This is a genomic window from Cupriavidus sp. 10L43_2 (genome assembly GCF_056395265.1).
On sequence record NZ_JBFTJE010000023.1, the window covers coordinates 66,363 to 89,123 of the forward strand.

Annotated in this window: 21 protein-coding genes and 1 pseudogene; 16 read left to right on the forward strand and 6 right to left on the reverse strand. The window is 67.1% G+C overall.

Annotation, left to right across the window (positions count from 1 at the left end):
- The first annotated feature begins 35 nt into the window (after positions 1–35).
- The 7 genes from AC1DEL_RS25015 (at position 36) to AC1DEL_RS25045 (ending at position 7,262) form a co-directional block, all read left to right on the forward strand.
- The gene (locus AC1DEL_RS25015; RefSeq protein ID WP_092291014.1) at positions 36–1,454 is read left to right on the forward strand and encodes a cache domain-containing protein; all 1,419 of its coding nucleotides are present in this window, start codon (positions 36–38) and stop codon (positions 1,452–1,454) included.
- Positions 1,451–2,158 (forward strand): response regulator, encoded by a 708-nt coding sequence (locus AC1DEL_RS25020; protein WP_255370692.1) that lies wholly within the window; start codon positions 1,451–1,453, stop codon positions 2,156–2,158. Before AC1DEL_RS25015 ends, AC1DEL_RS25020 begins: the two co-directional genes overlap by 4 nt.
- A gap of 312 nt (positions 2,159–2,470) precedes the next feature.
- Positions 2,471–3,601 (forward strand): TRAP transporter substrate-binding protein, encoded by a 1,131-nt coding sequence (locus AC1DEL_RS25025; RefSeq protein ID WP_092291016.1) that lies wholly within the window; start codon positions 2,471–2,473, stop codon positions 3,599–3,601.
- Between the two features lie 102 nt (positions 3,602–3,703).
- The gene (locus AC1DEL_RS25030; RefSeq protein ID WP_092291018.1) at positions 3,704–4,351 is read left to right on the forward strand and encodes a TRAP transporter small permease subunit; all 648 of its coding nucleotides are present in this window, start codon (positions 3,704–3,706) and stop codon (positions 4,349–4,351) included.
- Positions 4,348–6,309, forward strand: coding sequence for a TRAP transporter large permease (locus AC1DEL_RS25035; RefSeq protein ID WP_092291020.1), 1,962 nt, complete (start codon positions 4,348–4,350; stop codon positions 6,307–6,309). Before AC1DEL_RS25030 ends, AC1DEL_RS25035 begins: the two co-directional genes overlap by 4 nt.
- Positions 6,310–6,526: 217 nt before the next feature.
- On the forward strand, positions 6,527–7,039 hold the full coding sequence (locus AC1DEL_RS25040) for an RNase A-like domain-containing protein (RefSeq protein ID WP_441591577.1): 513 nt from the start codon (positions 6,527–6,529) through the stop codon (positions 7,037–7,039).
- Positions 6,975–7,262 (forward strand): contact-dependent growth inhibition system immunity protein, encoded by a 288-nt coding sequence (locus tag AC1DEL_RS25045; RefSeq protein ID WP_177219848.1) that lies wholly within the window; start codon positions 6,975–6,977, stop codon positions 7,260–7,262. The genes AC1DEL_RS25040 and AC1DEL_RS25045 overlap by 65 nt, the downstream gene beginning before the upstream one ends.
- A 44-nt stretch (positions 7,263–7,306) precedes the next feature.
- Here the strand turns inward: AC1DEL_RS25045 and AC1DEL_RS25050 are convergent, their stop codons facing one another.
- Complete coding sequence (locus AC1DEL_RS25050; RefSeq protein ID WP_441591575.1) at positions 7,307–9,163, reverse strand: phosphoenolpyruvate carboxykinase (GTP); 1,857 nt, start codon at positions 9,161–9,163, stop codon at positions 7,307–7,309.
- A 569-nt stretch (positions 9,164–9,732) separates the two neighbouring features.
- On the opposite strand from AC1DEL_RS25050, the gene AC1DEL_RS25055 reads away from it, so the two are divergent.
- From AC1DEL_RS25055 to AC1DEL_RS25075, 5 genes are all read left to right on the forward strand, one after another.
- Positions 9,733–10,746 carry a D-2-hydroxyacid dehydrogenase family protein gene (locus AC1DEL_RS25055; protein WP_092291026.1) on the forward strand — a complete coding sequence of 338 codons (1,014 nt, stop codon included), beginning with the start codon at positions 9,733–9,735 and terminating at the stop codon, positions 10,744–10,746.
- A gap of 140 nt (positions 10,747–10,886) precedes the next feature.
- The gene (locus tag AC1DEL_RS25060; RefSeq protein WP_092291028.1) at positions 10,887–12,047 is read left to right on the forward strand and encodes an MFS transporter; all 1,161 of its coding nucleotides are present in this window, start codon (positions 10,887–10,889) and stop codon (positions 12,045–12,047) included.
- Positions 12,048–12,122: 75 nt separating this feature from the next.
- Positions 12,123–12,767 carry an MOSC domain-containing protein gene (locus AC1DEL_RS25065; RefSeq protein WP_092291030.1) on the forward strand — a complete coding sequence of 215 codons (645 nt, stop codon included), beginning with the start codon at positions 12,123–12,125 and terminating at the stop codon, positions 12,765–12,767.
- 273 nt (positions 12,768–13,040) lie between these two features.
- Positions 13,041–14,276: an efflux RND transporter periplasmic adaptor subunit gene (locus AC1DEL_RS25070; protein WP_092291032.1), complete on the forward strand. Its 1,236-nt coding sequence runs from the start codon at positions 13,041–13,043 to the stop codon at positions 14,274–14,276.
- A 3-nt stretch (positions 14,277–14,279) separates the two neighbouring features.
- The gene (locus AC1DEL_RS25075; RefSeq protein ID WP_092291034.1) at positions 14,280–17,495 is read left to right on the forward strand and encodes an efflux RND transporter permease subunit; all 3,216 of its coding nucleotides are present in this window, start codon (positions 14,280–14,282) and stop codon (positions 17,493–17,495) included.
- 5 nt (positions 17,496–17,500) lie between these two features.
- Here the strand turns inward: AC1DEL_RS25075 and AC1DEL_RS25080 are convergent, their stop codons facing one another.
- The gene (locus AC1DEL_RS25080; RefSeq protein WP_477105423.1) at positions 17,501–18,400 is read right to left on the reverse strand and encodes a LysR family transcriptional regulator; all 900 of its coding nucleotides are present in this window, start codon (positions 18,398–18,400) and stop codon (positions 17,501–17,503) included.
- 90 nt (positions 18,401–18,490) lie between these two features.
- Between AC1DEL_RS25080 and AC1DEL_RS25085 the strand changes: the two genes are divergently transcribed.
- From AC1DEL_RS25085 to AC1DEL_RS25100, 4 genes are all read left to right on the forward strand, one after another.
- A complete protein-coding gene (locus AC1DEL_RS25085; RefSeq protein WP_477126360.1) occupies positions 18,491–19,267 on the forward strand; it encodes an NAD(P)H-dependent oxidoreductase in 777 nt (258 codons plus the stop codon).
- A 124-nt stretch (positions 19,268–19,391) separates the two neighbouring features.
- The gene (locus AC1DEL_RS25090; protein ID WP_477126361.1) at positions 19,392–19,892 is read left to right on the forward strand and encodes a MotA/TolQ/ExbB proton channel family protein; all 501 of its coding nucleotides are present in this window, start codon (positions 19,392–19,394) and stop codon (positions 19,890–19,892) included.
- Positions 19,889–20,236, forward strand: coding sequence for a DUF2149 domain-containing protein (locus AC1DEL_RS25095; protein WP_477126362.1), 348 nt, complete (start codon positions 19,889–19,891; stop codon positions 20,234–20,236). The genes AC1DEL_RS25090 and AC1DEL_RS25095 overlap by 4 nt, the downstream gene beginning before the upstream one ends.
- Positions 20,233–21,060 carry a ChaN family lipoprotein gene (locus tag AC1DEL_RS25100; protein ID WP_477126363.1) on the forward strand — a complete coding sequence of 276 codons (828 nt, stop codon included), beginning with the start codon at positions 20,233–20,235 and terminating at the stop codon, positions 21,058–21,060. The genes AC1DEL_RS25095 and AC1DEL_RS25100 overlap by 4 nt, the downstream gene beginning before the upstream one ends.
- Before the next feature lie 18 nt (positions 21,061–21,078).
- Here the strand turns inward: AC1DEL_RS25100 and AC1DEL_RS25105 are convergent, their stop codons facing one another.
- The 4 genes and pseudogenes from AC1DEL_RS25105 to AC1DEL_RS25120 all read right to left on the reverse strand — a co-directional run.
- Positions 21,079–22,008 (reverse strand): hypothetical protein, encoded by a 930-nt coding sequence (locus AC1DEL_RS25105; RefSeq protein ID WP_477126364.1) that lies wholly within the window; start codon positions 22,006–22,008, stop codon positions 21,079–21,081.
- 59 nt (positions 22,009–22,067) lie between these two features.
- A complete protein-coding gene (locus AC1DEL_RS25110; RefSeq protein ID WP_477159209.1) occupies positions 22,068–22,226 on the reverse strand; it encodes a hypothetical protein in 159 nt (52 codons plus the stop codon).
- On the reverse strand, positions 22,223–22,483 hold the full coding sequence (locus tag AC1DEL_RS25115; protein ID WP_250024935.1) for a PAAR domain-containing protein: 261 nt from the start codon (positions 22,481–22,483) through the stop codon (positions 22,223–22,225). The genes AC1DEL_RS25110 and AC1DEL_RS25115 overlap by 4 nt, the downstream gene beginning before the upstream one ends.
- A pseudogene (locus tag AC1DEL_RS25120) lies at positions 22,480–22,761 on the reverse strand (T6SS immunity protein Tli3 family protein); the annotation flags it as partial. The gene AC1DEL_RS25115 and the pseudogene AC1DEL_RS25120, both read right to left, overlap by 4 nt.

The following is a 22,761-nucleotide window of genomic DNA, read 5'->3' on the forward strand; positions in this document are numbered from 1 at the left end:
GGCCTCGCCGGCCTCGGTGTTTACCCCCGATCCAGATGAAACTCCGCCAGAAGATCCTGTTGCTCGCCGTGGCGCCGCTTGCGGTGGCCATGTTCGGCATCGCCTTGGCCGTGCGCTATCAGGCCACCGCGCTGGCCCGCCACGAGCGCGCGCTGGTGGAGGCGGCCTACCTCCAGAGCAAGGAAGTGGAGCTGCGCCACTATGTGGAACTGGCGCAGAGCGCCATTGCGCCGATGGTCGATTCCGGCCGCAACGATGCCGAGACCCGCCGCGCCGCCATGGAAGCCCTGGCGCGGCTCGACTACGGCCCGGACGGCTACTTCTTCCTCTATGACCTCCAGGGCCGCAACCTGATGCACCCGCGCCAGCCCGAACTGGTCGGCCAGGATTTGTGGCTGATGCGTGACCCGCAGGGCGCGCTGACCATCCAGCAGTTGATCATGGCGGCCAAGGCCGGCGGCGGCGCCGTGCGCTACCAGTGGAAGAAACCGTCCTCGCAGCAACTCGCCCCGAAGCTTGGCTACGTCGTGGCCGTGCCGGCGTGGAACTGGATGCTCGGCACCGGCATTTATCTCGACGATGTGGAGCGTACGCTACGTCAGCTCGATGCCCGGGCCGAGACCGACATCCGTGAGACCATGGCGTGGATCGGCGTGATTGCCGGCATCAGCATCCTGCTGGTGGCGGCGAGCGGCCTCGCCCTCAATGTGAGCGACCACCGCGAGGCGGACGCCAAGCTCCATCAGCTGGCCCGGCGCGTGGTGCAGTCGCAGGAGGAGGAGCGCGCGCGACTTTCGCGCGAGCTGCACGATGGCATCAGCCAGTTGCTGGTGTCGGTGAAGCTGGTGCTCGAGGCCGCCACGAACCGCCTGAAGCTGGCGCCGACCGAGGGCGCCTCGGTGGCGCCCGTGCTGGGCATGGCGCTGAACCGGCTCGACTCGGTGTTCAACGAGGTGCGACGGGTGGCGCGCAACCTGCGCCCCGCCCTGCTCGACGACCTGGGTTTGTTCGCCGCACTGCAGCACCTGGCGCGCGAGATGCAGGCCGGCAGCACGCTGGAGATCCACGTCACCCAGACCGGCCAGCCTTGTGAACTGGCCGACGAGCAGGCCACCGCGCTGTTCCGCATCGCCCAGGAGGCGCTGACCAACGTGGAGCGCCACGCGCATGCGCGGCGTGTGGAGGTGGCGCTCACCTTTGAAGACAAGCTCACGCGGCTGACGGTGCGTGACGACGGCACGGGCTTCGACGTCGCCCGCATGCAGTCAGACCCGCAGCGCGGCATCGGGCTGCGCAACCTGCGCGAGCGCATGGCCGCGCTCGACGGGCAGTTTGTGCTGAGTTCCTCGCCGGCCGGCACCCGGCTGGTGGCCACGCTGCCCACGCGTCTTCCAGCCCAACCGCCCGCCCAACCGCCCGCCCCAGCCCCCGTATCGGAAATTTCGCAGTCATGACCGCTTCGCACGACGACGCCACGACCTCCCCGGCGTCTCCCTCCGCCCCCGCACTCGCCACGCCGGCCCGCGTGCTGTTGATCGACGACCACGCGCTGGTGCGCGACGGCATGCGCATGCACCTGACGCTCCAGCCGGGGCTCGAAGTGGTGGGCGAGGCCGATGACGGCGAGGCGGCGCTCGGCTGGCTGGCCGCCGCCGGCCCCGGGCGGCGCCCGGACCTCGTGATCACCGACATCGGCATGCGCGGCATGGGCGGCATCGCGCTGGCTGGCGCGCTGCACGACCGCTATCCGGAACTTGCCGTACTGATCGTGTCGATGCACGACAACCTCGAATACGTGCGTCAGGCGATGCGTGCCGGCGCGCGCGGCTACGTGCTCAAGGACGCCCCGGCCGACGAACTGCTGGCCGCCATCCAGGCCGTGCTGGCCGGGCGCGTGTTCTACAGCGCCCGGATCGCGCGCGGCATGGCCGAGCAGACCGTGGGACCGGTGGACGCGCTCACGCCACGCGAGCGAGACATCCTGGCCGGCATCGGCCGGGGGCTGGCCAACAAGGAAATTGCCGCGCAACTCGGCGTGTCGGTGCGGACGGTGGAGACCCACCGCCTCAACCTCAAACGCAAGCTCGGCATCGAGGGCCGCGCCGGGCTGGTGAAGTACGCCGTGCAATCGCTCGCCGGCGAGCAGGACGGCAACTAGCCCTCCTCCCCCGGCTTTTCCTCCGCCTTCCCAGCTTCTTTCCTGCCATCCGACTGCGGCCTGCCGCACGCGGAATCGGGTATCCCCTACATTGTTGGCGCGATGCCTGTTGCCTAACATTCAGACAACTGAAGGTCGGGGGAAATGTCTCATATTGTCCGCACGTGCATGCTGCGGACCCTTCCCACTGCCTCGCGCTACCTCTTTCCTTCCACTGTTCTCAACCGTGCGTGCAGGCGCCTTGCCTGCGCGCGCGGGTGTCCGTGCGGTTCGTCGATTGGTTCATCCAATACAGATAATGGGGAGACAGTCATGGCAGCAAGGCAGAAAGGCAGCGCGGTATCGCGACGCAAGTTCATGGGTGGTGCCGGCGCCGCCGCCGTGGGCACCGCGACGATGGGCTTCCCTGCCATCGTCAAGGCGCAAGGCCCCGTGACGATGCGTTGGCAGAGCACCTGGCCCACCAAGGATATTTTTCACGAGTTCGCGGGTGACTTCGTCAAGAAGGTCAACGACATGTCCGGCGGCGAACTCAAGATCGAGTTGCTACCGGCGGGCGCCGTGGTCAAGGCGTTCGACCTGATCGACGCCGTCAGCAAGGGCACCCTCGACGGCGGCCACGGCGTGATTGCCTACTGGTACGGCAAGAACTCGGCGCTCGCGCTGTGGGGCTCGGGGCCGGCCTGGGGCATGGACCCGAACATGCTGCTGGCCTGGCACAAGTTCGGTGGCGGCAAGGAGCTGCAGGAGGAGATCTACCGCAGCCTGAACCTCGACGTGGTGTCCTTCCTCTACGGTCCCATGCCCACGCAGCCGCTGGGCTGGTTCAAGAAGCCGATCACCAAGCCAGAAGACTTCAAGGGGCTCAAGTTCCGCACCGTGGGGCTGTCGATCGACATCTTCACCGGGCTGGGCGCGGCCGTGAACGCGCTGCCCGGCGCCGAGATCGTGCCGGCACTGGACCGTGGCCTGCTGGACGCGGCCGAGTTCAACAACGCGAGTTCGGACCGCGCGCTGGGCTTCCAGGATGTGTCGAAGGTCTGCATGCTGCGCAGCTTCCACCAGTGCTCGGAGCAGTTCGAGATCATCTTCAACAAGAAGCGCTACGACGCCCTGAACCCGAAGCTGCGCGCGCTGATCGCCAACGCCGTGGACGCGAGTTCCGCCGATATGTCGATGAAGGCCATCGACCGCTATTCGAAGGACTACCTGGCGCTGCAGCAACAGGGCGTGAAGTTCTACGCCACGCCCAACTCGGTGCTTCAGGCGCAGCTCAAGGTCTGGGACGACATCGTGGCGCGGAAGGAGAAGGAGAATCCGATGTTCAAGAAGGTGAACGATTCGATGAAGGCGTTCGCGCAGCGCAGCACGCGCTGGCAGAACGACACCAACGTCGACTATCGGATGGCGTCTTCCTACTACTTCGCGCCGAAGAAAGGCTGAGTTCGAGGCTGGGTCCACGCTACAAGGCAGGCGGCGGGCGCGCATGATGGCGCGGGCCCGCCGGCGGCCGTCTTCCTCACCGTTCCCTGAAAAGGCATCTCCGTGCAAAAGCTCCTGTTCGGGATCGACAGGATCAGCACCTTCGTCGGCCAGACCGCGTCGTGGCTGATCGTCGCGCTGACACTGATCATCAGCTACGAGGTTTTCTCCCGCTACGCCTTGGGCACGCCCCATGCGTGGGTGTTCGACGTGAGCAACATGCTCTACGGCGCGCTGTTCATGCTGGCCGGCGCCTACACGCTGGCCAAGCGCGGTCATGTGCGCGGCGACATCCTCTACGGCTTTCTCTCGCCACGCGCGCAGGCAGGCATCGACCTCGTACTTTATTGTCTTTTCTTCTTCCCCGGCGTGATCGCACTGGCCTGGGCCGGTATCGACTTCTTCGAGGTCTCGTTGGCGCAGAACGAGCATTCGTCGATCGCGGCAGACGGGCCGCCCATCTACCCGTTCAAGGCCATGATTCCCGTGGCAGGCGCCTTCCTGCTGCTGCAGGGCGTGGCCGAGGTGATCCGCTGCGTGGTCTGCCTGAAGCAGGGCCGCTGGCCGGCGCGCGAGGATGACGTGGAGGAAGTGGATGTGGACAAGCTGCGCCAGATGGTGAGCAGCGAGGACGTGCTGGCGACACCCGCGTCGCCAGTCGAGCCCGCACCGGCCAAGACTTCGGAAAAATACGAGGGCATCGCGCGATGAGAAAGGAACTGTGGTTCGGCCTGTCGCTGATGATATTGATTGTCGGCGCCGTGTTCGTGTTCATGCCATCGCCCGCGGACTGGACGAACGGCCATCTCGGGCTGCTGATGCTGGCGCTGATCGTGGTGGCGATCATGCTCGGCTTCCCGACCGCCTTTACGCTGATGGGCATGGGGGTGCTGTTCGCCTGGCTCGCGTACCGGCACGCCAATCCCGAGATCGCCGTGGAGCAGACGCTGGACCTGATGGTGCAGCGGGCCTACGCGGTGATGACCAATGACGTGCTGATCTCGATCCCGCTGTTCGTGTTCATGGGCTACCTGGTGGAGCGCGCGAACCTGATCGAGAAGCTGTTCCGCAGCCTGCACCTGGCGCTGGCGTGGATCCCGGGCTCGCTCGCGGTGGCCACGCTGATCACCTGCGCGGTGTTTGCCACGGCCACGGGCATCGTCGGGGCGGTGGTCACGCTGATGGGGCTGCTGGCGTTCCCGGCCATGCTGCGGGCCGGGTACAGCACGTCGGTCTCGGCCGGCGCGGTCACGGCGGGCGGGTGCCTGGGCATCCTGATTCCGCCATCGGTGCTGCTGATTGTCTATGGCGCCACGGCCGGGGTGTCGGTGGTGCAGCTCTACGCGGGCGCATTCTTCCCCGGGCTGCTGCTGGCGGGGCTCTATATCGTTTATGTGATTGTGCTGGCGAAGCTGCGGCCGGCGCTGGCGCCGCCGCTGTCGGCCGAGGAGCGCGTGGTGCGCCTCTCGCCGATGGCCACCACGCTGCGCGACACCGTGAGCCGGCGCGCCCTGCCGGCGCTGATGGTGGGGCTCAAGGGCCGGCGCAATGTCGATGTGCCGATGCGCGACGTGGCGCGCCAGCTCGGCGTGACGCTGATGCCGGCGGTCTTCGTGGCGGTGTCGATGAGCCTGATGTACGCGGCCGTGACCTCGCCGCTGGTGGCCGCCGGCGCGGGCGGGCTCGAGGAGATGGGCGCGGTGTCGTCGTCATCGTCATCTTCCGAGGGGGAGGCATCGTTCGACAGTCTCCAGGCCCCTCCCGAAGAAGCCAGCCCGGCGGCCGATGCGCTGACGCCGGCCACGCCCGCCGCCCCGCCCATCGCCCAGATGCCGGCCCCGGCACCCGCCGAGGCCAAGCCGACGCTGGCGAAGCCAGCCGCCGATGGGGCAGCCGATGCCACCGCCGAATCCCGACCCGCCCCCACGTGGTTCTGGGTGACGCTGGCCGTGGTGGCGTTGCTGCTGGTGTATTTCTACTGGCGGTTCGACTTCGCGCGGCTCGAGATCTTCAAGATGCTGCTGTCGTCGTTCTTCCCGCTGGCCGTGATGATCCTGGCGGTGCTGGGTTCCATCGTCTTCGGCCTGGCCACGCCCACCGAGGCGGCGGCGGTCGGCTCGCTCGGCGGCGCCCTGCTGGCCCTGGCGTACGGCCAGCTCAACTACGGCGTGGTGCGCGACTCGGTGTTCCTGACGGCCAAGACCAGCGCGATGGTGTGCTGGCTGTTCGTCGGCTCGTCCATCTTCTCCGCCGCCTTCGCCCTGCTGGGCGGCCAGGCGCTGGTCGAGGAGTGGGTACTGTCCCTGAACCTGACCCCGGTGCAGTTCATGATCCTGGCGCAGGTCATCATCTTCCTGCTCGGCTGGCCGCTGGAATGGACTGAGATCATCATCATCTTCATGCCGATCTTCATCCCGCTGCTCGACAACTTCGGCATCGACCCGCTGTTCTTCGGCCTGCTGGTGGCGCTGAACCTCCAGACGGCCTTCCTCTCCCCGCCAGTGGCGATGGCGGCGTTCTACCTCAAGGGCGTGGCCCCACCCCACGTCACCCTGAACCAGATCTTCGCCGGCATGCTGCCGTTCATGGCGATCCAGATCCTGGCGTTGGCGCTGCTCTATATCTTCCCGGGGATTGGTCTGTGGCTGCCGCAGGTGTTGTATCGGTAGGTACGGCGGCGACGCCGCAAACGGCGCCCAAGTGGCAGTTCCCTGCCACGAGGTTTGCTCCCTCTCCCCTCAGTGGGAGAGGGGAGACAACCGGCGCCCGCTCCATCGTGGGTGGCCATCTCGCAATTTCCTTGTTCCCGCCTGACGTTGCGTCATCTCAATCCCCCACATACGGTAGAACGGTAGGGTCTGGCCTCTCCTTTATCGAGATTCGCCGATGACGCAAGAAGACGAGATAGATGGCCTACGCATTGTCATGAGCGCGGAGCAACTAGAGGCGCTGCTGGCGGGAGAGCCGCTCCGCATGGGCCAGCAAGGTGGCCATACGTTGCGCGAACATGTCGGCCACACGGAAGCGCAATTGTGGGAAAGGCTTTCGCAAGAACCCAGGTTGCGAGCGGCATCGTCATTTTTGGATTGCGACACGGCGGAGTTGGCCATCACCGCGGCCGTGCATGCGAACAGGCGCCGGATAGCGAAATGGGCAGAAGGCTATGGCGCGACGCGATTCGCACTAGAGCAAACCACGGCCAGATCCACTGGCAAGGTCGCCTCCCGGAAAACCGGGACAACGCACGATGGGAACAAACTCGCTGTCGTGCTGTGCCGCGAGCCCTATAACGGCATGCCGTATTTCATCCTGACCGCATATCCGATTGTCGACCATGAGCAAAACCCGGTATCCCGATTTATGGCAGTTGCTAGGCGCTTACTTCAACCAGGATTTTGATCTGTTCGGAAACAGCATCGAAGACCTGACGGATCTGTACATTTTCGAGTCGGACGGGGCGACACGAAGGCGGGTGCTCCGCGACATCGAGACATTCAGGTCGAAGCACGCGGGAGACTTCGAGGAAGCCTATCGCAGGGAGTTTCGTGAAGAAATCGACTGGGGAATCAGCCACGAGGCGTTCCTCGGCAAAGTCGAGCGTCTCATTCACGATAGCCTATAAAAAAGGGCGCCTTGCGGCGCCCTTCTTCATTCCAACCCGAACCCTCAGGCTGCCAGCCGCTTGGCCAGCTTGTCCTTCGTTTCCACCAAATCCTGCGGCAGGTTGTGCTGCAGCTGGGTGAACAGTTCGTCGTGCAGCGCCAGTTCCTGCTGCCAGGCGGCGTGGTCGATCGAGGTGACTTGCTGGAATTGCGCTTCCGAGAAGTCCACGCCGCTCCAGTTCAGGTCCGCGTAGCGGGGCGAGGTGCCGAAGACGTGCTCGGCGCCCTGGCCGCGGCCTTCCACGCGGTCGATCATCCACGACAGGACGCGCATGTTCTCGCCGAAGCCCGGCCAGACGAAGTTGCCGTCGGCGTCCTTGCGGAACCAGTTCACGCAGTAGAACTTCGGCAGCTTGGCGCCGGCGGCTTCGAGCTTCTTGCCGAGTGCCAGCCAGTGGCCGAAGTAGTCGCTCATGTTGTAGCCGCAGAACGGCAGCATGGCGAACGGGTCGCGGCGCACCACGCCTTGCTGGCCAGCGGCCGCGGCGGTGGTTTCGGAGCCCATCGTGGCGGCCATGTAGACGCCTTCGGTCCAGTTGCGGGCCTCGGTCACCAGCGGCACCGTGGTGCTGCGGCGGCCGCCGAAGATGAAGGCATCGATGGCCACGCCGGCCGGGTTGTCCCAGTTCTCGTCGATCGACGGGCACTGCGAGGCCGGCGCCGTGAAGCGCGCGTTCGGGTGGGCGGCCTTGGCGCCGGTTTCGCGGGCGATGGCGGGCGTCCAGTCCTTGCCCTGCCAGTCGACCAGGTGCGCCGGGGCTTCCTTGGTCATGCCTTCCCACCACACGTCGCCGTCATCGGTCAGCGCCACGTTGGTGAAGATCACGTTCTCCTTGAGCGTGGCCATGGCGTTGAAGTTGGTCTTCTCGCTCGTGCCCGGGGCCACGCCGAAGTAGCCGGCTTCCGGGTTGATGGCGTAGAGACGGCCGTCCTGGCCCGGCTTGATCCAGGCGATGTCGTCGCCGATGGTGGTGACCTTCCAGCCCTCGAAGCCCTTGGGCGGGATCAGCATGGCGAAGTTGGTCTTGCCGCAGGCCGACGGGAACGCGGCGGCCACGTGGTACTTCTTGCCCTCGGGCGAGGTCACGCCGAGGATCAGCATGTGCTCGGCCAGCCAGCCTTCGTCGCGGCCCATGGTCGAGGCGATGCGCAGCGCGAAGCACTTCTTGCCCAGCAGCGCGTTGCCGCCGTAGCCGGAGCCGAACGACCAGATCTCGCGGGTTTCGGGGAAGTGGACGATGTACTTGGTCGGGTTGCACGGCCACGGCACGTCCTTCTCGCCAGCGGCGAGCGGCTTGCCGACCGTGTGCACGCACGGCACGAACTCGCCGTCGGCGCCCAGCACGTCATACACGGCGCGGCCCATGCGGGTCATGATGCGCATGTTGACGGCCACGTACGGGGAATCGGACAGTTCCACGCCGATATGGGCGATCGGCGAGCCCAGCGGGCCCATCGAGAACGGCACCACATACAGCGTGCGGCCGCGCATGCAGCCGTCGAACAGGCCGGACAGCGTCTGGCGCATCTCACGCGGGGCAGTCCAGTTGTTGGTCGGGCCGGCGTCCTCTTTCTTCTCGGAGCAGATGAAGGTGCGATCCTCCACGCGCGCCACATCGGACGGATCGGACAGTGCCAGGAAGGAGTTCTTGCGCTTGGCGGGGTTCAGGCGGCGCATGGTACCGGCAGCGACCATCTGTTCGCACAGGCGGTCGTACTCCTCCTGGGAACCGTCGCACCAATAGATGCTGTCCGGTTTGGTCAGTGTGGCGATGTCGGTAACCCATGCGACCAGTTTCTGGTTCTTGACCCAGGACGGCACGTTCAGTGCCGGGGTGCCTTGCATTGTGGGGTGGTTCATACAGCTACTCCAAAGCGAGAAAGAAACCTTGGCAAAGCCCTGCCGGGTACCGTGTCAGGCTCCCGGGGCGGCGCCGTCCATAGCGTGAGGGAATGAGAGGCCCGGTGCGCCATGTTCGACATGGGGCACTCGGGCACGCAATCGTCACATCCCGTTACAACTACGCAACAAGCAAATCCGCCCAAGGGTCGCAGCGGTCCCTGCGGCTGCGCTACAGTTGCGCTTCGCCCGCATATGGCGGGCGGCAGGGGCCGGTCGGGCTTTGTCCGGCGGCGCGGGGCGATGGGCGGGAGCGTGGCTCTACCGTCGCATCCGGCCTGCCGCGTCGCAGAAGCGGGCAAGGATACCACCGCAAACTCCGCCTGTTTTTTGCTGCGCAACATTGTGCCGAGGCATCCGGCGCCCCGTTTTGGCGGGTCGGCAAGGGCGCACGCGGATGCGGAACGAGCCATGTCTGGGTTCAATGTTGCGTCAGGTCGGCCCACAATACTGTCGGGCGCGCGCTGATTCTGTTGCCGTGCGCACCAAGCCGCCGCCCCGATGTCGCTCCTCAAGCCAAAGAGTCACCGATGAAGATTGCCGTTCTCGACGATTACCAGGACGCGGTGCGCAAGCTGCCGTGCTTCGCCCTGCTGGAAGGCCACGACGTCAAGGTGTTCAACAACACCGTCAAGGGCGTGGGCCAGCTGGCCGCGCGCCTCTCCGATGTGGAAGCCGTGGTCCTGATCCGCGAGCGCACCCGTGTGACGCGTCAGTTACTTGAAAAGCTGCCGCGCCTGAAGATCATCAGCCAGACCGGCCGCGCCGGCGGCCATGTGGATATCGACGCCTGCACCGACCGCGGCGTGGCCGTGCTCCAGGGCGTGGGCTCGCCAGTGGCCCCGGCCGAACTGACCTGGGCGCTGATCATGGCGGCCCAGCGCCGCATTCCCCAGTACGTGGCCAGCCTGAAGCACGGCGCCTGGCAGCAGTCGGGGCTGAAATCGACGACGATGCCGCCCAACTTCGGCCTGGGCCAGGTGCTGCGCGGCCAGACGCTGGGTGTCTGGGGCTACGGCAAGATCGGCCGGCTGCTGGCCGGCTACGGGCGAGCGTTCGGCATGAACGTACTGGTCTGGGGCCGCGAGGCCTCCCAGCAGGCTGCGCGTGAGGACGGGCTGAACGTGGCCGCGTCCGCCGAGCAGTTGTTTGCCGAGAGCGACGTGCTGTCGCTCCATCTGCGCCTGAACGACGAGACGCGCGGCATCGTCAAGCTGGCCGACCTGCAGCGCATGAAGCCCACGGCGCTGTTCGTCAACACCAGCCGGGCCGAGCTGATCGAGGATGGCGCGCTGGTCGCCGCGCTGAACCGGGGCCGCCCCGGCATGGCGGCCGTGGACGTATTCGAGTCCGAGCCGATCCTGCAGGGCCACGCGCTGCTGCGCATGGAGAACTGCATCTGCACGCCGCACCTGGGCTATGTGGAGCGCGACAGCTACGAGCTGTACTTCCGCACCGCGTTCCAGAACATCCTCGACGTGCTGGACGGCAATCACGAAAGCGTGGCCAATCCCAAGGCGCTGACGCCCACCCTGTCGCGCTAAGTTATTAGACAGTGCGGCCGGGGGCCGCAGCCCCCATGGAGACGCTCGGCGAGCGTCTCCTTCCCCACATTGGCGCCGGTCCGGATTGCGCCAAAGCCGCTACACTCGGGGCAATCTGTCGCCCCATCCCCCTAAATTTCATGGATCCCAGGCTCCTGGCGCTGTGCGTCGGCAACTTCGTCATCGGCACCGGCGCGATGATCGTCACCGGCATGCTCAACGACATTGCCGCCGATTTCGCGCTCAGCGCCGCCACGGCCGGTCAGCTGATCTCGGTGTTCGCCATCGCCACCTGCGTGGGCGCGCCGCTGTTCGCCACGATCGGCTCCCGCATCGACCGCCGCCTGCTGCTGGCCGGGGCGCTGCTGGTCTACGGGGCGATGCACCTCGCCGCCGCGCTGGCGCCCAGCTTCGCCATGCTGATGGCGATCCGCTTCGTCACGGCCATCGGCGCCGCCATCTACACCCCGCAGGCCGCCGCCACGCTGCCGCTGCTGGTGGATGCCCGCACGCGCGGGCGGGCCATCAGCTTTGTCTTTCTGGGCTGGAGCGTGGCCAGCGTGGTGGGCGTGCCGCTGGGCACGTTCATTTCCAGCACGCTGGGCTGGCGCGTCAGCATGGGGCTGGTGGGCGGGCTGTCGCTGATCGTGTCGATGGCGGTCTGGCGCGCGTTGCCGGCCGGGCTTCAGGTGGCGCCGGTGGGCCGCAAGGCGTGGGCGGCCGTGCTGCGCCACAAGCCGATCATGCTGGTGGTGACCACCACGATGATCCAGTCGGCCGGCATGTTCACGATGTTTACCTACATCGCCCCGCTGATGCGGGACCGCTTCGGTATCAGCGGCGGCGCGCTGAGCCTGATGTTCCTGGCCTACGGGATCTGCGGCGTGACCGGCAACGTGGTGGCCGCCTCGCGCATGGACCGCGTGACGCCGAGCCGCATCGTGCAGGTGGCGCTGACCACCTCGCTGGCCGCCATGCTGCTGTGGCCGCTGGCCGGCTGGCATGTTGGCGCGCTGGTGGCGCTGTTCATGCTCTGGGGCGTGGGCGGATTCGCCACCAACAGCGCCCAGCAGGCCCGGCTGGTGCTGCTGGGGCCGGACCAGGCCGCGGCGTCCATCTCGCTCAATTCCTCTTCGATTTACCTGGGCCAGGCGCTGGGCGCCATGGCCGGGGCGGCCATCTATACCTTGGCCGGGCCCGATGCGCTGCACTGGGGTGCGGCGGTGCTGATCGCGCTCGGACTGGCGATTTCGCAGCGGGCGCGGGCGCTCGGCTGCCACTGGACACCGCGCAGCGCGTAGCAGATGTCGTAGCAGTCCCAAAGCAGCGCGGGACCACGAGCCCGCGCGGCCCCGCACACGCAAGGAGGGCGTACCGTGGCCGAGACCGATCCCCGTCCCAACCCAGCCGCCTCGGGCGGTGGCGCCACCGGCCGCGTGCTGGCCGTCAATGTCGGCATCCGCCTGCCGCTGGTGGTGGCCGGGGCCGGCACCGAAGCCGTAGTGCTCTCCGCCATCCGCAAGCATCCGCTCAGTACGCTGCATCATCCGATTGCCGTCGGCGTGCACCTGCGCGGGCTGGCCGGCGACGAGCAGGCCGACCTGACCGTTCACGGCGGGCGGGACCGGGCGGTCTATGCGTACCCGATCGAGCATTACACCTGGTGGAACGCGCGCCGCCGCGAGGCCGGTGTCGAAGAGGCCGAGCGCCCGCTGGCCTTCGGCGCCATGGGCGAGAACCTGACCCTGCAGGGGCTGCTCGAATCCGCCCTGTGGATAGGTGACCAGCTGCGCGTGGGCGAGGTGGAACTGGTGGTGCGCGCACCGCGCCAGCCCTGCTACAAGCTCAACGCCATCCTCGGCTATGCCCAGGCGGTGCGCGACATGGTGCGCAGCGGCTATTCGGGCGTGTACCTGAGCGTGGCCACGCCGGGGGTGATCCGGGCCGGCGATGCCGCCGTGGTGATCCCGGGGCCGCGTGAAGTGTCGGTGGAAAACATCAATCGGCGCACCAATCCGTAACGAAATCGACGTTCCACCCCCTTCCAGCGTTAGTCCGGAGTGGCCCGACCGTGCTTTTCTGCTAATGTTTTAAGTCAGATACAAGCGTCTTCGGGCCAGATCTCCCTCCCCCGGCCCGCCTATCCCCTATTGGCGCTGTAACAGGTTGTAATACGACGCGCTGGCCTGAAAAGCCAAGGCGCGGTACTAGTAGTGGTTTGCGCGGGCAAACCGGTTCCAAGAAGCCGGTGCCGGGGAGCGGGCGCGCGCCATGCGGTGTTTGAGGGTCCTCACATGAAAACAGACGGGATCGACCGGCCCAAGGGCTTCGTCGATGGCAACTGGAGCGCGTCCACCAGCACGGGGCGCGGCCGCACTTCGCCCTGGATCGCCATCGTGGCGGTGATCGTCATTGCCGGGGCGGGCTGGTTTGGCTACAAGACGTGGTTCGCGCCCAAGCCGGCGGCCAAGGGCCCGACCGTCACGGCGGTGGCCACGGCCATCGTCCAGCAGGGCGATGTACCGCTGGAAGTCACCGCCAACGGCACCGTCACGGCCATGCAGACCGTGGAGGTGCGGCCGCAGGTGTCCAGCACCGTCCAGACCGTGCATATCAAGGAAGGCCAGACTGTGAAGCCGGGCGATTTGCTGTTCTCGCTCGACACCCGCATGGACGAGGCAAACCTGGCCAAGGCCCGCGCCCAGTTGATGCGCGACCAGGCCGACCTGTCCGATGCCCGCCGCACGCTCTCGCGCAGCCAGGAGCTGCTGGAGCGCAATTTCGTCTCCAAGAGCGCCGTGGATACGGCCCAGGCCAAGCTGGACGGCTTCGAGGCCACCATCCGCGCCGACCAGGCCGCGATCGAGGCCAGCCGCGTGGCCATCAGCTACGGCGCCATCCGCGCGACGATTGGCGGCCGCACCGGCGTGATCAACGTCTTCCCGGGCTCGCTCGTCACCCCCGCCACGGTGACGCCGATGGTGACCGTGGCGCAGATCTCGCCGGTTACCGTCAGCTTCACGCTGCCCGAGCGCCAGCTCGCCGCGCTGCGCGAGGCGCTGCACGCTGGCCCGGTCGAGGTGACCGCCGTGCCCAACGACGGCAACAAGGCCCCCGTGACCGGCAAGATCACCTTCGTCGACAACACCGTGGACCCGCAGTACGGCAGCATCCGCGTGAAGGCGATGTTCGACAATCAGGCGCAGCGGCTCTGGCCGGGCACCTACGCCAACGTCAGCGCCACGGTGCAGGTGCTTCGGGGCGCCCTCAGCGTGCCGCCGCAGGCCGTCATCACCGGCCCGGAAGGCCGCTTCGTCTACACCGTGGGCGCGGACCACACCGTGACGCGCGTGCCGGTGACCGTGGTGGCCACCACCGCCGCCGCCGCCGTGGTCGAGGGCGTGCAGCCCGGCGCCCGCGTGGTGACCGAGGGCGCGCAGAACCTGCGCCCCGGCGCGCTGGTGCGCGAGGCCCGCCCGCGCGACGCCTCATCCCCGGCTGCCCCGGCGGCCGTGGCAGACAAGCACTAGACCATGACGCTGTCCGAACTCTGTATCCGCCGGCCCGTCATGACGGTGCTGCTGTGCCTGGCCGTCATCGTGACGGGCATCGTGCTGTATCCGACGATTCCCATCGCGGCGCTGCCCAGCTTCAACTCGCCGGTGATCCAGGTCACGGCGACGCTGCCCGGGGCGAGCCCCGAGACCATGGCCGCCTCGGTGGCCACGCAGCTGGAGAAGCAGTTCGCCACGATTCCGGGCGTCACCGTCATCAGTTCGTCCAACACGCTGGGCAACTCCAGCATCACGATCGAGTTCAACAGCGACCGCAACATCGACGATGCGGCCGTGGACGTGCAGGCGGCGCTGTTCCGCGCCCAGCGTTCGCTGCCGATCGAGATGACCGTGCCGCCGTCCTACCGCAAGGTGAACCCGGCCGATGCGCCGGTGCTGCTGCTGGCGATCAACTCGCCCGCGATGAGCCTGGCGGAGCTGAACGCGTTCGGCGACAACCTGATTTCCCCGACGCTGGCCACGCTGCCCGGCGTGGCGCAGGTGCAGATCTTCGGCCAGAAGCGCTTTTCGGTGCGCGTGCGCGCCCACCCGGACGCGCTGGCGGCGCGCGGGCTCACGCTCGACGAGCTGGCCACCGCGCTGAACCGCGCCAACGCCAATACGCCGGTCGGCACGCTGGACGGCGCACGCCAGACCCTGACCATCCAGGCCAATCGGCAGATGACCAGCGCCGAGGCGTTCCGCAACATCATCGTGGCCAGCCAGCCGAGCGGCGCCGTGGTGCGGCTCTCGGACGTGGCCGATGTGGAAGACGGCGTCGAGACCATCAAGACCGGTAGCTGGCTCAACAACGAGCGCTCCATCGTGCTGGCCGTGCTGCGCCAGCCGGACGCCAACACCGTGGCCGTGGTGGATGCCATCAAGGCCGCCCTGCCCCGCCTGATCCAGCAGATGCCCGGTTCGGTCAGCGTGAACGTGGTGAACGACCGCTCGCGCTCCATCCGCGAGTCGATCCATGACGTGCAGTTCACGCTGGCGCTGACCGTGGGGCTGGTGGTGATGGTGATCTTCCTGTTCCTGCGCCGCGCCGCCGCCACGCTGATACCGACGGTGTCCCTGCCGATCTCGCTGATCGGCACGGTGGCGCTGATGAAGGCGTTCGGCTACAGCCTGGACAACGTCTCCCTGCTGGCCATCACGCTGGCGGTGGGCTTGGTGGTGGACGACGCCATCGTGATGCTTGAGAACATCGTGCGGCACATCGAGGAAGGCGTGCCGCCGCTCAAGGCCGCGCTGGTGGGCTCGCGCGAGATGGGCTTCACGATCCTGTCGATCTCGATCTCGCTGGTGGCCGTGTTCATCCCGATCTTCTTCATGCCGGGCGTGATCGGGCTGCTGTTCCACGAGTTCGCCGCAGTGGTGTCGCTGTCGATTCTGGTCTCGGCGGTGGTCTCGCTGACGCTGATCCCGATGCTCTGCGCGCGCTTTCTCTCGGCCGAGAACGTGCCGGTGGACGAGTCGCAGCACGCCTATGGCGACCATGGCGACCACGCCTCCGGTGCGGCCAGCGCCGCCGCGCCGCGCGTGCAGCAGAAGCAGACCATTGGCATGCGCAGCACGCAGTGGTTCGAGGACCTCTTCGAGTGGACGCTCCATAAGTACGCTACCGGCCTGGACTGGTGCCTGGCGCACCGGCGTTTCGTGCTCGGCGTGGCGGGGCTGACCTTCGTGCTGACCGCCGTGCTGTTCGTCAAGATTCCGAAGGGCTTCTTCCCCGAGGAAGACATCGGCCAGATCCAGGTCAACGCCGAGGGGCCGCAGGACATCTCGTTCGATGCCATGTCCGACCGCCTGCGCGATGCCGCCGAGCGGATCCGCGCCAATCCGGCGGTGAAGAGCGTGGTGGCGTCGATTGGCGGCGGCAATTCGCCGGCCATCAACACGGGCCGGATGTTCGTGGAACTGAAGCCGCTGGACGAGCGGCCGAAGATGCCGCAGGTGGTGGAGTCGCTGCGCAAGGACGTGTCCAGCGTGCCGGGGCTGGCGGTGTACTTCTCGCCGGTGCAGAACCTGCGGCTGGGCGGGCGCCAGAGCAAGAGCCGCTACCAGTACACGCTGCAGAGCGTGAAGGCGGGCCAGCTTCAGGAGTACAGCGACAAGATCATGGCCAAGATGCGCGCCGAGCCGATCTTCCGCGATGTGACGAGCGATTCCCAGCAATCGGGCCTGGAAGCGCAGCTGACCATCGACCGGGACAAGGCCAACGCGCTGGGCGTGCAGATGCAGGACGTGCGCACGGCGCTGTACACGGCGTTTGGCGAGCGGCAGGTGTCGACCATCTACACGCCGATCGACAATTACTACGTGATCCTGACCGCCGCCGATGTGGATCGCGTGGACGAGACGGCGTTCTCCAAGCTCTACGTGCGCAGCAAGACCGGGCAGATGGTGCCGGTGTCGGCGTTTGCCACGACCGAGCGCCGGGTGGGGCCGATTGCGGTGAACCACCAGGGGCAACTGCCGTCGGTGACGGTGTCGTTCAACCTCGCGCCGGGCGCGGCGCTGGGCGACGCTTCGGCCAAGATCGACCGCTACAAGCAGGAGATCGACATGCCGCCAGCCATCTTCACCAGCTGGGGCGGTGATGCGGCGGTGTTCCAGTCGTCGCAGGCCACGCAGGTGGTGCTGCTGGTGGCGGCTATTGCGGTGATCTATACGCTGCTGGGCGTGCTGTACGAGAGCTACATCCACCCGCTGACCATCCTGGCCGGGCTGCCGTCGGCGGCCATCGGCGCCTTGCTGACGCTGTTCCTGTTCAACGTGGAGTTGTCGCTGATCGCGACGATTGGCGTGCTGATGCTGATTGGCATCGTCAAGAAGAACGCGATCATGATGATCGACTTCGCGCTCGCGGCGCAGCGCGACCACGGCATGGCGCCGGCCAAGGCGATCCGGCAGGCCTGCCTGCTGCGCTTCCGGCCGATCATGATGACGACGTTCGCGGCCGTGATGGGCGCGCTGCCGCTGGCGCTGGGCCTGGGCGCCGGTGCCGAACTGCGCCAGCCGCTGGGCCTGGCCGTGGTGGGCGGCCTGCTGTTCTCGCAGGTCATCACGCTGTTCATCACGCCGGTGATCTACCTCGCGCTCGACCGGTTCTCCGGCACGGGGCCGCTGCAGATCGATTCGGAAGGCAACCCGCTCGCGGAACGCGAGCCGGCGGCGGTCACGCACTGATCCTGCTAGACACTGGTGGCCTGCGCGACGCACTCGCGCAGCCACTGGTGCGCGGGGTCGCGATGGGCACGCTCGTGCCACAGCATCGACATCTCATAGCCGGGCACCTCCACCGGCGCCTCTACCACCTCCAGCGTTACCGTATCGCGCACCAGCCGCTCGGGCAGCATCGCCACGAGGTCCGTGCGCTCCAGCACCGCGCGCACGAACAGGAAGTGCGGCACCGATAACACCACGCGGCGCGTGGCGCCGGCCGCCGCCAGCGCGGTGTCCGTCACGCCGAAGAAGCCGCCGCCATCGGGCGACACCATCACATGCTCCAGTTCCGCAAACTGCGCCAGCGTGGGCCGCCGCTTCAGGCGCGGATGGCCGGCGCGGCCCACCAGCACGTAGCGCTCGGTGAACAGCGCGCGGCGGCGCAGGCCGGGCGGCGCGCCATCGGAGGTGTGGAAGGCGAGGTCGATCTCGCCCTGCTCCGCCTGCCGGGCGATGCTGGCCGGCACCATGTCGAGCACCGCCAGCCGCGTGCCCGGCGCCGCCGCGCGGATGGTGCTCAGCGCCGGCAGCACGATGGTCGATTCGCCATAGTCGGTGGCGGCCACGCGCCAGGTGTGGTCCGCCTGCGCGGGGTCGAACGGGCTGGACGGCGCCACGGCGGCTTCCAGCGCCGCCAGCGCCTGCCGCAGCGGCTCGCGCAAGGACTCGGCGCGGGCCGTGGGCCGCATGCCGCGCGGCCCGGGCAGCAACAGCGGATCGCCGAAGATCTCGCGCAGCTTGGCCAGATGCACGCTCACCGAGGGCTGCGAGTAATGCAGCCGCTCTGCCGCACGCGTGACGTTGTGCTCGGCCAGCAGCACATCGAGCGTCAGCAGCAGATTCAGGTCCAGACGCCTGAGATTAGTCATCGCAATACCTAGGATATTGGAAATTCATTTCTAATATACCGGACGGCCGTCCATCCTTGGGGCATCCCTTCCCATCGACAGAGACCCGCCATGAACGTGCTGATTGTCTACGCCCACCCCGAACCGACCTCGCTGAACGGTTCGCTCAAGGATTTTGCGATGCAGCGGCTCGCGGCCAACGGCCACGCGGTGCAGGTCTCGGACCTCTATGCGATGGGCTGGAAGCCGCAGCTCGACGCCGGCGACACGCTCGAGCGCCAGGCCGGTACGCCGTTCCATCCTTCGCTCGACTCGAAGCGCGCGTTCGAAGGCGGCTGGCAAAGCCCCGACATCGCCGCCGAGCAGGACAAGCTGCGCTGGGCCGACGCCGTGATCTTCCAGTTCCCGCTCTGGTGGTTCTCCATGCCGGCCATCATGAAAGGCTGGGTCGAGCGCGTGTACGCCTATGGCTTCGCCTACGGCGTGGGCGAGCACTCGGACGCGCGCTGGGGCGACCGCTACGGCGAAGGCTCGCTCAAGGGCAAGCGGGCGATGCTGCTGGTGACCACGGGCGGCTGGGACTCGCACTACAGCGCGCGCGGCATCAACGGCCCCATCGACGATCTGCTGTTCCCGATCCAGCACGGCGTGCTGTACTACCCCGGCTTCGACGTGCTGCCGCCCTTCGTCTCCTATCGCAGCGGGAAGATGGATGACGCGCGCTTCGCGTCGATCCGCGAGGCGCTGGGCGCACGGCTCGATACGCTGTTCGAGACGGCGCCGATCCCCTATCGCCCGCAGAACTCGGGGCAATACGAGATTCCGGCCCTGACGCTGCGCGACGATATCGCGCCTGACCGCAAAGGCTTTGCCGCGCATATGGAATAGGAGGGCGCTTGGGACCGGTGCCGGTACTATGCGTGGCTTGGCAGCGGCGATCATTGGATAGTCATCGCCTTGAAGAATCAACGTAGTTAGATTTATCGCTTCATTATTCATCGCGACGATATTTATGACGCCCACCGTCCTCGAAACGCTGATGTATGACATCGGCCAGTTGTTCCTGTACCCCACGCTGGCCATGATCGGCCTGCTGTTTCTCTACGCGTTCTGGGCGCTGGGCCAGTTCGCCATGCAGGCGTGGCTGCGCCGGCGGCATGGGATCGAATCGGGGCGCGGCTATCTGCTGGTGGCCTGGGCGCACGCCAACGGGGTCAGCCACCCGGACGCGCTGGACGTGGCCGCGCACCGGCTACTGGAGCGCCTGCGCATTGCCACCCGCGTGGCGCCGATGCTCGGGCTGGTGGCCACCATGATCCCGATGGGGCCGGCGTTGAAAAGCCTGTCCGGCGGCAACCTCGCCAATGTGGGCGAGAACCTGACCATCGCGTTCTCGGCGGTGATCCTGGCGCTGATCGCGGCGAGCATCACCTTCTGGGTGGTCAATGTGCGCCGCCGCTGGCTGGCCGAGGAACTGGTCTGGCTCGGCCAGGCGCGCGAGGCGGTCCGATGAGATTCCTGGACGAAAGCGAGGCCGACGACCCGATCCTGTCGGTCGTCAACCTGATCGACGTATTCCTGGTGGTGATTGCCGCCCTGCTGGTGGCCATCGCCCAGAACCCGATGAACCCGTTCACGCACGACGACGTGACGGTCATCACCAACCCGGGCAAGCCCAATATGGAAATCGTGTCGCGGCAGGGGGAGAACATCGTGCGCTATCAGGCCAGCGGGCAGGTGGGCAGCGGCGACGGCATCAAGGCCGGCGTGGCCTACCGGCTGAAGGATGGGTCGATGGTGTACGTGCCGGAGTCACAACAGGCGTCCCAACAAGCCACGTCCGGAGCGAAGCCATGATGCGCGCGACGATCCTTGGCATGGCGCTCGCGATGCTGGCCGGCTGCGCGACGCAGCCGCCGTCGCCGGCGGCCATCGGCGCCACCTTCCCCAGCCGCCAGTACGTGCTGCTGGGCGAGGTCCACGACAACGGCGCCGCGCAGGCGGCCCGGCTCCAGGCGCTGACCCGCGCCGTGGAAGCCGGCTGGCGGCCGGCGGTGGCGATGGAGCAGTTCGACCGCGAGCGGCAGGCCGACATCGACCGCGCCCGCAAGGAACGGCCGGGCGATGCCGACTACCTGATCGCCCAGGCCGGCAGCGCGGCCGGCTGGCAGTGGCCGCTGTACCGGCCCGTGGTGGCGCTGGCGCTCCAATATGACCTGCCGCTGCTGGCCGCGAACCTCTCGCGCGCCGATGCCGCGAAGATCGTCCGCGGCGGGCTCGGCGCGGTCTTCCCGCCGGACCAGCAGGCCGCGCTGGGGCTGGACAAGCCGCTGCCGATGGAAGTCGTGGCCGCGCAGACCGCGACGCTCGATGCCGGCCATTGCGGCAACTTCCCCAAGGCGATGCTGCCCGGCATGCTCAACGCCCAGGCCGCCCGCGACGCCGTGATGGCCCGGACGCTAGCCCCCTACGCCAGCCGCGGCGCCGTCCTGATCGCCGGTAACGGCCACGTACGCCGCGACCTCGGCGTGCCCCGCTGGATCCGCGCCGACGCCGCGAAAGTGCTCAGCGTGGGCTATCTGGAGGATGGCAGCGGCGGGGAAGGCTTCGACGAGGTGGTACGCGTGGCGCCGGTCGACAGGAAGGATCCGTGCAAGGAGGCCGTGGTGAAGTCGCGGTAGGCTGACGCAGGCGGGCGGTCAGCCGAAGTAGAGGCTGTCAAATCTCTCAGTCGCCCGCTTTCGTGTCCATGCATTGATGGCGACGCGCGCTGGAATAGTCAGGATAAACCCGGTCAGGAGTAGCCAGTACCAGGCCTCAGACCCGCCCTCCGTGCTGCGTGATTTCATTATGGTGATCAGGATGACCAGCGCGGTCACTGCCAGTGCCCAGACGCCGGAGGCGAGATAGGCGCTCTCGCAAGGTTCGCTCGCATGCGCTCCCGGATGAGCGCCGACAATACCGAGCACGGCGCCATGGCGGTCGGCCGTCGCAACCAGCTGCGCGCCCTGCCCGTGCCGGACCATGCGTCCTGCCAGCGCATAAAGCAGCCATCCATTGATGGGCCCCGGCTTGCCCATGGCGTGGTCGAGATCATGGGTGGCCACCTGCAAACCGGCCTCTTCCAATGCGGTCTTGCCCGCGTGCCGCGTCGCCTTGCCCAGCCTGCTGTGCCAGTAGTGCCGGACCTTGGCCGACGGCACCTGTCCCGCCATGACTAGCGTGGACAGGGCGTCCTCCATCGCATCGGACTCGGCATGAATCGGCCTGAACAAGTACGCCTGGGGTTTGAGCGTTTGACGGGATCGTTGGAGGACTGCGGACGTCGACAAGAGCAGCGCGGCGGCGGCCTCCGAACAGGACGGTGTGCCGGCGTCCGGTCCGCTGTGGAGCTGACAGGCCAGCACCAGCCAGTAGTCAGCCGGAGGGCCGGTTTCGAACCACTTTTCGATCATGGGCGAGTCGTCGGCATGCGCGAGCCATCTGACCTTGGGCGTGCCGGGCAGCGACAGCTTGCGCCAGGCTCGCAAGACCTCGACGGTGTCGGCTTCCGTGTCAGTGATCAACATGACTTCGAGCGCGCTTGCGCCGGATAGTCGCATCAGCGAAGACGCCAGCGTCGCCAGCATGCGCTCGAGCACTTGCTCGAGCCGAGTTTGTCCCGCGGCGGGTGCGATGCCGGCCAGCGTCAGCGCGTCATGGTTGGTTCCCCMTGGGGCCACGCGGATACCGTCACGATGATGGCCGCTATCTCGATGACCCCATACAGGAAGACATAGATCCAGACCGGAATCGGTGCGGTCGGCGGTGCTTCATGCACCTCGGCCATACGCCATTTCAATGTCATGTGATGGTCACTCCCGGGTGGCTGGCGATCAGGACGCTGCCACACTGAGTGCGGCAGCCGCCGACGGCAAGAGGGCGACCGAGATCGGAAAATCCCTTGCCACCTTCGACGATGGGGTTGTCGCCGTGCAACGGGCACGATACGAGATCGCCCACCAACGCGGCCCTGCGACCGCCATTCAACGAAAACGAGGACGAGGCGGTCTTGACCTTGCCGCCGTGGCTGGTGTCATCACCAAGGCAAACGGGCTGTTTCATTTTGGCTCGGGAAGAGTGGCTGGGCGGATGGACGGGTCGCAGGTGAAACGCTCCTGACCGGAGGGGGAGCGGAGGCCGTCCAGGTATCCGGGTCGCTTCGACGCGGCGAACGTGCTGCCGCGAAATCCTGGAGGATAGGGTTTGCGCAGATCGACCTCAGGGGCGAGTGGATACTCTCTTACATAGCTGTCCGTCTCCATTCGCTCGGCGACGTAGAGATGGGCCTTTGTGACGGCGATCGTAAATTTCGCCGTGTCCCTGAAAGGATTAAAGCTGGT

Excerpts from the sequence above, each read along its gene's own strand:
- AC1DEL_RS25015 (WP_092291014.1), top strand. The coding sequence starts at position 36 with ATGAAACTCCGCCAGAAGATCCTGTTGCTCGCCGTGGCGCCGCTTGCG.
- AC1DEL_RS25020 (WP_255370692.1), top strand. The coding sequence starts at position 1,451 with ATGACCGCTTCGCACGACGACGCCACGACCTCCCCGGCGTCTCCCTCC.
- AC1DEL_RS25025 (WP_092291016.1), top strand. The coding sequence starts at position 2,471 with ATGGCAGCAAGGCAGAAAGGCAGCGCGGTATCGCGACGCAAGTTCATG.
- AC1DEL_RS25035 (WP_092291020.1), top strand. The coding sequence starts at position 4,348 with ATGAGAAAGGAACTGTGGTTCGGCCTGTCGCTGATGATATTGATTGTC.
- AC1DEL_RS25040 (WP_441591577.1), top strand. The coding sequence starts at position 6,527 with ATGACGCAAGAAGACGAGATAGATGGCCTACGCATTGTCATGAGCGCG.
- AC1DEL_RS25045 (WP_177219848.1), top strand. The coding sequence starts at position 6,975 with ATGAGCAAAACCCGGTATCCCGATTTATGGCAGTTGCTAGGCGCTTAC.
- AC1DEL_RS25050 (WP_441591575.1), bottom strand. The coding sequence starts at position 9,163 with ATGAACCACCCCACAATGCAAGGCACCCCGGCACTGAACGTGCCGTCC.
- AC1DEL_RS25055 (WP_092291026.1), top strand. The coding sequence starts at position 9,733 with ATGAAGATTGCCGTTCTCGACGATTACCAGGACGCGGTGCGCAAGCTG.
- AC1DEL_RS25060 (WP_092291028.1), top strand. The coding sequence starts at position 10,887 with ATGGATCCCAGGCTCCTGGCGCTGTGCGTCGGCAACTTCGTCATCGGC.
- AC1DEL_RS25070 (WP_092291032.1), top strand. The coding sequence starts at position 13,041 with ATGAAAACAGACGGGATCGACCGGCCCAAGGGCTTCGTCGATGGCAAC.
- AC1DEL_RS25075 (WP_092291034.1), top strand. The coding sequence starts at position 14,280 with ATGACGCTGTCCGAACTCTGTATCCGCCGGCCCGTCATGACGGTGCTG.
- AC1DEL_RS25080 (WP_477105423.1), bottom strand. The coding sequence starts at position 18,400 with ATGACTAATCTCAGGCGTCTGGACCTGAATCTGCTGCTGACGCTCGAT.
- AC1DEL_RS25085 (WP_477126360.1), top strand. The coding sequence starts at position 18,491 with ATGAACGTGCTGATTGTCTACGCCCACCCCGAACCGACCTCGCTGAAC.
- AC1DEL_RS25090 (WP_477126361.1), top strand. The coding sequence starts at position 19,392 with ATGACGCCCACCGTCCTCGAAACGCTGATGTATGACATCGGCCAGTTG.
- AC1DEL_RS25095 (WP_477126362.1), top strand. The coding sequence starts at position 19,889 with ATGAGATTCCTGGACGAAAGCGAGGCCGACGACCCGATCCTGTCGGTC.
- AC1DEL_RS25100 (WP_477126363.1), top strand. The coding sequence starts at position 20,233 with ATGATGCGCGCGACGATCCTTGGCATGGCGCTCGCGATGCTGGCCGGC.
- AC1DEL_RS25105 (WP_477126364.1), bottom strand. The coding sequence starts at position 22,008 with ATGCTGGCGACGCTGGCGTCTTCGCTGATGCGACTATCCGGCGCAAGC.
- AC1DEL_RS25115 (WP_250024935.1), bottom strand. The coding sequence starts at position 22,483 with ATGAAACAGCCCGTTTGCCTTGGTGATGACACCAGCCACGGCGGCAAG.